Here is a 12,645-nt window from a genome sequence, read left to right on the forward strand (position 1 = left end):
AATTTAGTCAAGGCGAGGTGTTTTTATGGAAATAACTGTTTATAAAAATAGGATTATATTGCTTTCAATATTTTTAGTTAGTATGTTTATGTTTCTTTGGTGGAGAATTAAAGTGCATACTATAGACGAAGCTTATAAGCTTAGTGTATGGGCAGATTCACAGTATACAGACAAGGTAGAAGTATCAGATTTAAACTATTTATTATTTGATCAAAATGGTAAGCAATTGCTGCAATATAAAAATAAGTATTATGCAGTTATTGATACTGCATCTTTTCTCAAAAATAATATGGATACTAAAACAGACGATTTGTATGCCCTTATCTATATACTTAGAAATTATAATAATACTTATGATTTATCAAATATAGGTTTAAATGGAACAACGAAAAAAATAACTTATGAAATAGATGAGATTACTTACAATAAGCTTCAGAATATAAAAGGAGTTAAGGGATTTTATATATATTCTGCTTCTAATGTTGATAGAAGTGAAGCGTGGAAAATTGAAAATTTAATTTCAAATATAAGAAATCCATCAAATAATAATTTAAAGAATAATGATTCTCTAGAAATGCAAATTTATGACAAAACGAAAAATAATGAATATCCAATTATAAGATTTGATAAGGATATTGACGGAAATGTTTCTACAGGGCAGTTTATAAATCCTAGAAATAACTTAAATGTTAGGTTAACTCTAGATAAAAATATTCAAGATAAAATAAAAGAAATATTAAATAGCAATAAATATAGAGCTCATGCTCAAATAGGAGTAGTTCTTGTAGAAAGTAATTCAGGTAAAATTCTTTCTATGACTCAAAAAGATGATAGTCTACCAAATGTAAATATTGGTTCTGCTACTCAAAATGGATTTGAGCCAGGTTCTATTTTTAAAGTTATTGTAGAGGAAACAGGAATTGATAAAAAAAGTATTTCGCTTAATCAAAAATATTCAAGTCAGCAGAGTGTTTATAAAATGGATAAAAAAGATTATGGGACTTTAAATGTAGAGGAAGCTTTCATTGTGTCATCAAATAATATATTTGCTCAGATTGGAGATAAAGTAGGTGTTAAAAATTTTATAGAAAAAGCTCAGTCCCAAGGATTATTTAACAAAGTTTTGAATCTTGATAGTGAAGTAAAAGGTGATTATGTTATGCCTCAGGCTCCAGGTGAGGGGGCAGGACAATTGGCAATTGGCCAAAGCATGAGGATAACTCCTATTCAAGCAGTTAGCATAGCAAATACGGTAGTTAATAATGGTATTTATGTAAAACCATATATTATTGAAGCTTTTGTGAATAATGATAATGAGGTAAAAGAAATAGTAAAAACAGAGCAACATACAGCAATCAATAAAACTACTGCTAATATTTTGAAAAATCAAATGATAAAAGTAGTTCGTCAAGGAACAGGAATAGCAGCTAATATATCAAACATAGAAGTAGGAGGAAAAACTGGTACCTCTACTAGAATAGACGGAAAAAATAAGACTTCTGATGGATGGTTTGTTGGTTTTTTTAAGGTTAAAAATAAATATTATTCTATGGTAGTATTTGTAAAGGATATTGATACTGAAAATGAGCAAGCCTCAAATACAGCAGTGCCAATATTTAAAGATGTAGTTCAATCTTTATATGTTTATTTACAAAAATAATATTTAAAATAATTCTTTGTACAGGCACTTTTTGTATTGATTCTCCATATCATATTAATAAGCACTATTAGGAGGATCAGCTGTGTTCTTCGTAAACTGTTTATTAGATTTGGTAGGCAGTATGACTTTTTTAGTAGCTTATGTTACCAATGGTAATTCTTTTCCACAGCCGCTAGATGATAAAGAAGAAGAAGAGTATCTAGAGAGATTTAAAAAGGGAGATTTGCTTGCAAAGAGTATATTAGTTGAAAGAAATTTAAGACTTGTAGCTCATATTGTAAAAAAATACTCCTACCCTGGAAAAGAAGTAGATGACTTAATATCAATAGGTACTGTTGGTTTAATAAAGGCGATAGATTCCTTTGATATCTCTAAGGGAACAAGGCTTGCAACTTATGCAGCCAGGTGTATAGAGAATGAAATACTTATGCTTATTAGAAATAATAAGAAAACTAAAGGTGAGGTTTATTTGCAAGAACCTATTGGAATAGATAAGGAAGGAAATGAAATATCTCTTATGGATGTATTGAGCAGTGATGAAGATTCCATAATAGAAGTAGTTGAAAACAAAATTCAAGTAAAAAAATTGTATAGTAAAATTGATAATTGTTTAGCACATCGAGAAAAAATTGTAATAGAAATGAGATATGGACTTTCTGATGGTAAGCCTAAAACCCAAAGAGAAATTGCAAAAATTTTAGGAATATCAAGATCTTATGTATCAAGAATAGAAAAAAGAGCCTTAAAGAAGCTTTATAAAGAGCTAAATACAACTAACAAATGAAGATAAATAAAAAAATATGTCATATCTAAAAGTTAAAAGATTAAAACTTTTGATGCAGTTTTTAATCTTTTAACTTTTATTTTTTAATTTGTTAAAAGGAATTTAAACTTATATGTTGAATAATTATTTATAAGATAAATAAGGGAGTGATATTATTGAAAAAATGTGGTTTGCTAGGTAATAATATACAATATTCTAAGTCTCCATTTATACATAATAAATATTATTCAATGCATAATCTTCCAGTAAAATACGAAATTTTTGACATAGATAAATGCGAACTAGAAAGTTTTGTAAATAATATTCATGTTAATAATATTATAGGATTTAATGTGACAATTCCTTATAAGGAAACTATTATTAAATATTTAAATAAATTAGAGTATCCAGCAGATAAAATTAAAGCTGTAAACACAGTTGTCGTTATAGATAAAAAGTTAATAGGATATAATACTGATTTTCATGGATTTATAAAAAGCATTAAAGAGTTTAACATAAATTTAGAAGGGAAAAATGCACTTATTATTGGTGGAGGTGGAGCTGCAAAAGCAATTTTTTATGCACTTAAAGATTTAATGTGCATGAAAATAGACTTAGCTGTAAGAGATATTGATAAAGTAAAAGAAAATTTTCAGGGGATTTCTGAGTTTATTTTAATAAATGATGATAATAATTACTGCAAATATGATATAATTGTAAATTGTACACCACTTGGGGGAGCAAATTACTTGCAATTTACTCCAATTAATGTAAAAACTATCAAAAAGGGATGTATAGTATATGATTTAGTGTATAATCCAGAGAAAACTAGATTTTTACAAGAAGCGGAAACTAATGGGGCTATAATATTTAATGGGGAAAGCATGCTAAAACATCAAGCTTATATTTCAGCAGATTTATGGATTAAGGAACATTTTAATTTATTAAAGTAATAGTTATAAATATATTGGAGGTTAAGCATATGACATTGTATGAATTATTAGCAATAACCATTAGCAAAGATGCGTCGGATTTACACCTGACAGTTGGATCTCCTCCAATAGTAAGAGTAAATGGCGATTTAGTTAGAATTAATTCTGAAAAGTTATTATCAAACCATACAGAACAGTTTGTAAAAGAGATATTAAGTGATGAGGAATATAGAACTTATAATACTAGAGGGGAAATTGACACTTCTTATTCGGTAGCAGGACTTGGTAGGTTTAGAATTAACATATTTAAACAAAGAGGAAGTGATGCTTTAGCTATAAGGGTAGTTGCGTTGAAAATACCTACACTTAGTGAATTAAATTTTCCGCCTATAGTGAAAGAACTTACTGAAAAGCAAAGAGGATTGGTTTTGGTTACGGGTCCTACTGGAAGTGGGAAAAGTACTACTTTAGCTGCAATGATAAATCAAATAAACTCATCAAGAGCAGCACATATTATAACTCTTGAAGATCCAGTAGAATATTTGCATAAACATAATAAATCTATAATAAATCAAAGAGAAATTGGGAAAGATAGTCTTAGTTACCAAAATGCATTAAAATCGGTACTTAGAGAAGACCCAGATGTTATTTTGGTGGGGGAGATGAGAGACTTAGAGACTATATCAATAGCTATAACAGCAGCTGAAACAGGACACTTAGTTTTGTCAACTCTTCACACTATTGGTGCTGCGAAAACTATTGATAGAATAATAGATGTGTTTCCACCTCACCAACAAACTCAAATTAGAGTTCAGCTTGCATCTGTACTTCAAGGTATAATATCACAGCAGTTAATTCCTAAGGCATTTGATATTGGAAGAGTTGCTGCGTTAGAAATTATGATAGCTACACCTGCAATACAAAATTTAATTCGGGAAGGTAAGACTCATCAAATTGAATCAGTAGTTCAGACAGGATTAAAATATGGGATGAAAACTATGGATATGGCACTTGCTGAATTATGCAGAAAAAATATTATAAGTAATGAAGATGCTTTAACTTACTCTACAAATAAAGATATTCTTCAAAGAATGATTACTTTATAAAAAAATAAGATAAAACATTAAAATATTTTTAATAATTAATAAATCCCTATAGTAATTAGCAAAATTTTATGCTAAAATATCTGTGAACTAGGGGGGAATAATATTGGATATTATTAAATTAGTAATGCAATTTGGTTCAAGAGCTTTAAGCAATGTAGTTTTTATTATCTCTATGTATTATTTATGTATTTCCTTTTTTGGTCTATATAGAAAAAAGGAATCCAATATGTTAGAACCTAAGAAAAGTTTTGCCTTAATTGTTGCAGCACATAATGAGGAAACAGTAATTCAAGATATTATACATAGTTTAAAAAGGTTAGATTATCCTAATCAATTATATGATATTTTTGTAATTGCAGATAATTGTACAGATAAAACAGCAGCAAAAAGCAGAGCAGCTGGAGCTATTGTATATGAAAGATTCAGTAAATCTAAAAGAGGCAAAGGCTATGCTCTTGAGTGGATGTTTGATAAGATATTTAAAATGGATAAAAAATATGATGCTGTTATTATTTTTGATGCAGATAATCTTGTTTCCAGGAATTTTTTAAAGGAAATGAATAAAAAACTATGTGAAGGATTTAAAGTAGTTCAAGGATATCTTGATAGTAAAAATCCACATGACACTTGGATTACGGGTGCATATTCTGTTGCGTTTTGGACCTCAAATAGAATGTTTCAATTATCAAGACAGAATTTAGGTTTATCTAATCAATTAGGTGGAACTGGGTGCTGTATAGATACAGAAATATTAAAAGAATTAGGTTGGGGAGCAACTTGTCTTACTGAAGATTTAGAGTTTACTTGTAAGTTAGTTTTAAATGGACATAAGGTAGGTTGGGCTCATGACGCTGTTGTTTATGATGAAAAACCGCTTACTCTTTCTCAGTCCTGGTGGCAGAGAAAAAGATGGATGCAGGGATATGCAGATGTAGCAAGCAGATATTTTTTTAAGTTAATAAAAAAGGCTGTAAAAGAACTTGACTTTACTGCGTTTGATTGTGCTTTATATAGTGTTCAGCCACTAATTATAGTTGTGCTAGGTGTGGCAACAATAATTGACGGTTTAACAAGGATTAATAACATACCTGAGCTCATTAACTCAATTATAAATATTAATCATGTCAGTGTGATAGCAATCATACTATCAATTGTTGCAGTACTGCAGTTTATATATACTCCTATAATATTATTATTGGATAAAAAGCTTAGTTTTAAAGTATTCTTATATTATTTAATATTTCCTATCTATACTATTACTTGGATACCTATATCAGTTCAAGGAATTCTTGATAAAAATAAAAAGGAATGGAGTCATACGCTACATACCAGAAGTGTTAACATTACAGATTTAGAAAAGGTAAATTAAAAGAAGGATAGCTTTAAGGCTATCTTTTTTTATTATAAAATTATTTTTTATATTAAAAATTTAATAAAATATGATATTTTTATTTAAAATTAAGAGGAAATAAACATTTTTTGTTGAATATATACAAATAGGGTTCTCTTATAAGGGGGGAAATGGCTTAATGGATGAATACATAGTAGGTATCGATATAGGATCCTCAAAAATATGTGCTGCTGTTGGAAGAATAGATAAACAAGACAAACTTCAAATTGTTGGGATTACTTCAGTCAGCTGTACTGGTTTAAAAAAAGGAACTGTTGTTAATATTGATAGCACATCAGAATCAATAAAGAATTGTTTAGAACAACTTGAAGAAATGATTGATATCAAAATAACTGGTGCTTATGTATCGTTGCCAGGAGGAATTTGTGAACTTGTATCTAGTAAAGGTGTTGTGGCAATTTCATCACAAGACAGAGAAATTAGAAGCAATGATATTGACAGAGTTTTAAAAGCAGCTAAAATAATATCAGTACCATCTAACAAAGAAATTATTGGAGTAATACCTAAACAATATATTATTGATGGGTATGACAACATAAAGGATCCTTTAGGTATGTCTGGTATAAAATTAGAAGTAGATGCACACATAATTTTAGCTCAAACAACGATAGTGAGTAATTTAGTAAAAAGTGTTAATAAAGCAGGTATAGAGGTTAATGGAATTGTATTAGAACCTTTAGCAATATCAGAAGCTGCCTTAAAAAAAGATGAGATTAATATGGGTACAGCTGTTGTAGATGTAGGAGCTGATAAAATAGATATTTCTATTTATAAAGGGGGTAATATACTACATACAGATATGATACCCTTCGGAGGTAATATAATTACAAATGATATTGCAATTTGTCTTAAGATCCCTTTTTCAGAAGCTGAAAAAATTAAGATTAAATATGGAAGTTTAGAAAAGCTGAATGGTATTCAGCAAGCGCCTATAAAAGTTAATTCTACTTATAATAATTTTATTAATATAGAGCATTCAATTTTAGTTGATATAATTGAAGCTAGAGTGGATGAATTATTAAAGCTTATTAGAGTCAAGCTTTATGAAAGTGGATATTATGAAAATATTGCAGGTATTGTAATTGTAGGTGGAGGATTGTCTTTATTTAATGGGGTTTGTGATTTAGGTAGAAAAATATTTGAAAGACCAGTTAGGATAGGTGCTCCTGAATATGTGGGTGCATCAAATCCAGTGTATAATACTGCTGTGGGAATAATTAAAGATGTTATCAATACATCTAGTTTTAATAAAATAAATAGAAATACAAGAGCATCTTCAGATGCAAATAGAACAAGAAAAGTAATAAATGAAAAAAATCAAGATATTAATGAAAAAAGTGTATTATCAAAAATTAAAGGATTTTTAGCAGATTTTTTCTAATGAGGAGGTATTATTGTGCTAGATTTTGATGTTGAGATTCAACAATTTGCTCAGATAAAAGTAATTGGTTGTGGTGGTGGAGGAAATAACGCTGTTAACAGAATGATTAAGAGCGGACTTAAAAATGTAGAGTTTATAGCTGTTAATACTGATAAACAAGCATTAATGCTTTCGCAGGCATCACAAAAGATCCAAATAGGAGATAAGCTTACAAAAGGGCTAGGAGCTGGAGCAAATCCTGAAATCGGGATGAAGGCTGCAGAAGAAAGTAAGGAAGAAATTTCACAGGCAATTAAAGGTGCAGATATGGTGTTTATTACTGCAGGAATGGGCGGTGGAACAGGTACAGGAGCAGCACCTGTTATAGCTGAAATAGCTAAGTCAATGGGTATATTAACTGTAGGTGTTGTTACCAAGCCATTTCCTTTTGAAGGAAGAAAAAGAATGCTTCATGCAGAAATGGGAATTAAAAATTTAAAAGATAGAGTAGATACTCTTGTGACTATACCAAATGAGAGGTTACTTAGTATAGTTGATAAAAAAACTCCATTAGTAGAATCTTTTAAATTTGCTGATGACGTATTAAGACAAGGTGTACAAGGTATTTCAGACTTAATTACTATACCAGGTCTTGTAAATTTAGACTTTGCTGATGTTAAAACTATAATGATAGATAAAGGTTTGGCACACATGGGTACTGGAGAAGGTAAAGGAGATAATAGGGCTCAAGAGGCTGCAAAGCAAGCTATATCAAGTCCTCTTTTAGAAACATCAATTGTTGGAGCTACAGGGGTATTATTAAATATTACTGGTGGTTCGGATTTTTCACTCATTGAAATGAATGAAGCTGCAGAAATAGTTCAGCAGGCTGCTGATCCTGATGCGAACATTATAGTAGGGGCAGTTATAGATGAAAATTTAAAAGATGAAATAAGAATAACAGTAATTGCTACTGGTTTTGAAAATGGTAAAGGTGAGGTTAAAGCTGTAAATACACCTACAGGAAAAAATGAAGCTGCTTTCACCTTGGAAAAAGAAAAATATGAAGAAGGCGATTTAGAAATACCTGCCTTTTTAAGAAGAACTTCCAAAAGATAAAAGTGCCTATTGGCACTTTTTTTTTATAACATTTAGAGAGTTTATATTTTTAATGGAATAATTTGGCGTTTTTTGAGGCTAAAAAATAATAAATTGTAATAGAATATGACAAAATTTTGAAATGAATAGATATATAATAAGTTTAAAGGGGGAGGTTATATGGTAATAAATTTAGATATTTTACTTTTAGAAAATATCATAGTGAATTATTTTCTTCTTTATATAACTTCTCAAACAGTTAGGAACAGAAGAGAATTTAGAAAGATAATTTTACCTGCTTTAATAGGAGGTATTTATGTAATAACCTTGGTATTTCCAAAATTAAGTGTTTTTACCTCGTTTCCTTTTAAAATATTAGTTTCATTTTTAATGATTATACTTTTATTTAGAAAAAAAGGTATTGTATTTAATATTAAAGCATTATTAATATATTTATTATATTCTATGCTTTTAGCAGGGCTATGTTTTTTTATAGAGCTTAACCAAAATAGTAATTTGCAAATTAATACTGTTATTGTAAATTTTAGTTATAAAAAGTTATTGTTATGTTTAATATTAATTTATTTGTTGATAGATAGGATAGTTGTATATGTAAGAGATAGAAAAGAGCTTAAATCGTTTATTTATACTATTGATATTATAAATAAGCATAAAAAGACAAGATTAAAAGCTTTTTTAGATACAGGAAACGAACTAAGAGAACCGGCAACAAATTTGCCTGTGATAATAATAGAAAGAAGATATTTTAATGATTTTAACATAAACAATAATGAAAAATTATATATACCATATAAAGTGGTTGATGGACAAGGAGGAAAGCTAGAAGGTTTTAAACCAGAGTATGTAATAATATATAATGGAAGTGAAATGGAAAAAAGAGAAGTTGTAGTAGCATTTTGTGAAAATAGACTTAGTGCTTTTAATGATTATAATGCTATTTTATCAAGGGGAATAATTTAAGATTTGGGGTGAATTTATGTTTAGGTTGAAGGTTATATTAAATAGAATACTAGTAAAATTTAAAGTTTTTGTTAAAAAAATTTACTATATAGGTGGAAATGATGCTTTGCCGCCTCCGCTTAGTAAGGAAGAAGAAGAAGATTTAGTAACTAAATTAGTCCAGGGAGATGAAAGCATAAGATCAATTCTTATAGAGAGAAATTTAAGGTTAGTGGTATACATAGCAAGAAAATTTGAAAATACAGGTGTTAATGTTGAAGATCTAATTTCTGTAGGAACAATAGGGCTTATTAAAGCAGTTAATACCTTTGACCCTAATAAAAAAATTAAACTTGCAACATATGGTTCAAGGTGTATAGAAAATGAAATTCTTATGTATCTTCGGAGGAACAGTAAGGTGAAGGCAGAAATATCTTTTTACGAACCATTAAATATTGATTGGGACGGGAATGAGCTTTTGCTTTCCGATATATTAGGAACGGATAATGATGTTGTTTATAATTTAATAGAAGATGAAGTAGATAAACAACTTTTATTAGTTGCGATGAAAAAATTGAATAATAGAGAAAAGGAAATAGTACAATTAAGATTTGGGTTAAATGGTGAAGGTGAAAAAACACAAAAAGAAGTTGCTGATCTTCTCGGAATATCACAATCATACATATCAAGATTGGAAAAAAGAATAATTAAGAGATTAAAGAAAGAAATAAATAAGATGATATAGGGTTGTCTTTAGTATAAAAAACGGCTCCTGGGGAAATAATTTAAATGCTATTATTCTGAAGGGGCTGATGACAGGATGATGATTAATAAAGTTGAAATTTGTGGTGTAAATACAGCAAAATTACCAGTTTTAAAAGAAAGTGAAATGAGGAAATTGCTCATAAGCATGAAAGATGGAGATGAAACTTGTCGTGAAAAGTTTATAAAAGGTAATTTAAGATTAGTTTTAAGTGTAATTCAAAGGTTTAATAATAGAGGCGAAAATGTAGATGATTTATTTCAAGTAGGGTGTATAGGATTAATAAAAGCTATAGATAATTTCGATTTATCACAGAATGTAAAATTTTCAACTTATGCAGTACCTATGATAATCGGAGAAATTAGGAGATATCTTAGAGATAATAATTCTATTAGGGTAAGTAGATCTCTTAGAGATATAGCTTACAGAGCTCTTCAAGTTAGAGATAAATTAGTTAGTGAAAATAATAAGGAACCTACTATATCTCAGATTGCAAAAGAATTAAAAGTTCCAAGAGAAGAGGTTGTATTCGCTCTAGATGCAATACAAGATCCAGTTTCATTATTTGAACCCATTTATCATGATGGCGGGGACGCCATATATGTTATGGATCAAATAAGTGATAATAAAAATTTAGATGACAGCTGGCTTGAAAATATTTCTATAAAAGAAGCTATGAAAAAGTTAAACGATAGAGAAAAGCTTATACTTACGTTAAGGTTTTTTGATGGAAGGACACAGATGGAAGTTGCTGATGAGATAGGTATATCTCAAGCACAGGTTTCTCGATTAGAAAAAACAGCATTAAGACATATGAGAAAATATGTATAAGAGCCTATAGGCTCTTTATTTTTTGACTTTATATGTTCATATAAGCTAAAGGATATACATATAAATTATATTAAGGTTAAAACACTATAAATATTTTTTAAAATTATTTATATGTGAAGAGGAGGATAAAAATGGAAACGTCAATGTATGCTATTGGTAATTTGAGAACTATGGAAGTTATTGATATATCAACGGGGGCCAAGCTTGGTTATATTAAAGATTTTAAAATTGATTGCAATGAGTACAAAGTTTTATCTTTATTATTACCTAATCAAAAAGTATCTTGGTTTAGTAAAAATGATAGTATTGAAATTCCTTGGTCTAGAGTAGTAAAAGTAGGAATAGATGTAATACTTGTCGACGGAAGCGATATAATACTTAATAATAGGGAGTAGAAAAATGTAGATGAAAAGTGTATAATAAATAATAATATTATACTTTGTATACAATTTTATAAAGGATGTGAAAAAATTGAAGTGTCCATACTGTGGCTATGAAGAAAGCAAAGTAGTGGATTCAAGATCTACTGAAGATGATATGGCAATAAGAAGAAGAAGAGAGTGTTTAAAATGTAGTAAAAGATATACTACTTATGAAAAAATTGAAGATATACCGATTCTTGTAATAAAGAAAGATTCAAGTAGAGAATATTTTGATAAATCAAAGATAATTAATGGATTGTTAAAAGCCTGCCAAAAAAGACCTATATCACGTCTACAAATTGAAAGTATTGCAAATGATGTAGAAAAACAATTAAGTAATCAGATGCTAACAGAAGTAAAATCTGACTATATAGGTGAAATGATTATGGAAAGCTTAAAAAGTGTTGATGAGGTAGCTTATGTCAGATTTGCCTCTGTTTATAGACAATTTAAAGATATAAATACTTTTATGGAAGAGATTAAAAACTTAATGATTAACAAAGAATAAATGCCCTTTGGGCATTTTTATTATGTGTTAAATTATAGTTAAGATTAAGTAAATATTGTTACAATTATTTTAATGAGTGGTAAAATATTGTTATGAGGTGAAACTGTCATGGATAAAATTATTATTGATGGATATGAGTTTCTTAGGGTACAGGCTGAAAAAGCTACTATGATTTTTTCAACTGCAAAGAATAACTTGAACTTTAATATTCACTGTGATGAAGGAAAAAATAATATTTTAAGATTAAAACAATGGTTTGGTTTAGATGATATTTCATATCTTTATCAGAAACATTCTGATAATGTATATATACAAGATGGAAATATTTATGAAGGTGATGGAATAATAACAAATAAAAAAAATATAGGTATAGGAGTATTTACTGCTGATTGCGTTCCAGTTCTTCTTTACGATAAAGTAGAGAACGTAGTAGCTGCAGTACATAGCGGGTGGAAAGGAACGCTTTCCTGCATAACTATTAAGGCTTTAGAGAAAATGCAAAAAGAGTATGGTTGTAGTTTTAAAAATATAAATGCTTATATTGGACCTCATAACAGGATGTGTTGTTATGAAATAGGAGAAGATGTGGCAGATAAATTTAATAAAAGTGCTTTATATTCTGGTATAGAAATTATAAAGAATAATAAATTAAATTTAGAAAGATGTATCGTAAGACAGTTAGAATATTTAGGAGTTTCTAGTAAGAATATAAATACAATGAATTTATGTACTTATTGCAACGAAGAAATACAATTATTTTCTTATAGAAAATCAAAGGAAAATTACGGCAGGATGTTTTCTTTTATTTTTATAAAGTAACTTGGAGGGGAA

The 12,645-nt window shown here is 28.8% G+C and carries 13 protein-coding genes; all 13 read left to right on the forward strand.

The features are described from left to right. The first annotated feature begins 25 nt into the window (after positions 1-25). The gene (locus tag M2651_RS05455; protein WP_252131335.1) at positions 26-1,660 is read left to right on the forward strand and encodes a penicillin-binding transpeptidase domain-containing protein; all 1,635 of its coding nucleotides are present in this window, start codon (positions 26-28) and stop codon (positions 1,658-1,660) included. Positions 1,661-1,742: 82 nt separating this feature from the next. Continuing rightward, complete coding sequence (gene sigK, locus M2651_RS05460; RefSeq protein WP_252131336.1) at positions 1,743-2,444, forward strand: RNA polymerase sporulation sigma factor SigK; 702 nt, start codon at positions 1,743-1,745, stop codon at positions 2,442-2,444. Between the two features lie 155 nt (positions 2,445-2,599). Then, positions 2,600-3,376, forward strand: coding sequence for a shikimate dehydrogenase (gene aroE / locus M2651_RS05465; protein ID WP_252131337.1), 777 nt, complete (start codon positions 2,600-2,602; stop codon positions 3,374-3,376). A gap of 29 nt (positions 3,377-3,405) precedes the next feature. Continuing rightward, positions 3,406-4,461: a type IV pilus twitching motility protein PilT gene (locus tag M2651_RS05470; protein WP_252131338.1), complete on the forward strand. Its 1,056-nt coding sequence runs from the start codon at positions 3,406-3,408 to the stop codon at positions 4,459-4,461. 124 nt (positions 4,462-4,585) lie between these two features. After that, on the forward strand, positions 4,586-5,830 hold the full coding sequence (locus M2651_RS05475) for a glycosyltransferase family 2 protein (protein ID WP_434062139.1): 1,245 nt from the start codon (positions 4,586-4,588) through the stop codon (positions 5,828-5,830). A gap of 160 nt (positions 5,831-5,990) precedes the next feature. Then, positions 5,991-7,253, forward strand: coding sequence for a cell division protein FtsA (ftsA, locus tag M2651_RS05480; RefSeq protein ID WP_252131340.1), 1,263 nt, complete (start codon positions 5,991-5,993; stop codon positions 7,251-7,253). Positions 7,254-7,268: 15 nt separating this feature from the next. Continuing rightward, complete coding sequence (ftsZ, locus tag M2651_RS05485) at positions 7,269-8,351, forward strand: cell division protein FtsZ (RefSeq protein ID WP_252131341.1); 1,083 nt, start codon at positions 7,269-7,271, stop codon at positions 8,349-8,351. Between the two features lie 159 nt (positions 8,352-8,510). Then, complete coding sequence (spoIIGA, locus tag M2651_RS05490; RefSeq protein ID WP_252131342.1) at positions 8,511-9,311, forward strand: sigma-E processing peptidase SpoIIGA; 801 nt, start codon at positions 8,511-8,513, stop codon at positions 9,309-9,311. A 16-nt stretch (positions 9,312-9,327) separates the two neighbouring features. Next, entirely contained in the window at positions 9,328-10,035 is a 708-nt protein-coding gene (gene sigE / locus M2651_RS05495; protein WP_252131343.1) for an RNA polymerase sporulation sigma factor SigE, read from the forward strand. Positions 10,036-10,110: 75 nt separating this feature from the next. Then, positions 10,111-10,884 carry an RNA polymerase sporulation sigma factor SigG gene (sigG, locus tag M2651_RS05500; protein ID WP_252131344.1) on the forward strand — a complete coding sequence of 258 codons (774 nt, stop codon included), beginning with the start codon at positions 10,111-10,113 and terminating at the stop codon, positions 10,882-10,884. A gap of 131 nt (positions 10,885-11,015) precedes the next feature. Continuing rightward, the gene (locus M2651_RS05505) at positions 11,016-11,279 is read left to right on the forward strand and encodes a YlmC/YmxH family sporulation protein (protein WP_252131345.1); all 264 of its coding nucleotides are present in this window, start codon (positions 11,016-11,018) and stop codon (positions 11,277-11,279) included. Between the two features lie 76 nt (positions 11,280-11,355). Next, the gene (gene nrdR, locus M2651_RS05510) at positions 11,356-11,814 is read left to right on the forward strand and encodes a transcriptional regulator NrdR (RefSeq protein ID WP_252131346.1); all 459 of its coding nucleotides are present in this window, start codon (positions 11,356-11,358) and stop codon (positions 11,812-11,814) included. Between the two features lie 108 nt (positions 11,815-11,922). Next, a complete protein-coding gene (gene pgeF / locus M2651_RS05515; protein WP_252131347.1) occupies positions 11,923-12,633 on the forward strand; it encodes a peptidoglycan editing factor PgeF in 711 nt (236 codons plus the stop codon). The last annotated feature ends 12 nt before the right edge of the window (positions 12,634-12,645 follow it).

This window comes from Clostridium caldaquaticum (assembly GCF_023806125.1).
Lineage (GTDB): Bacteria > Bacillota > Clostridia > Clostridiales > Clostridiaceae > Clostridium_AT > Clostridium_AT caldaquaticum.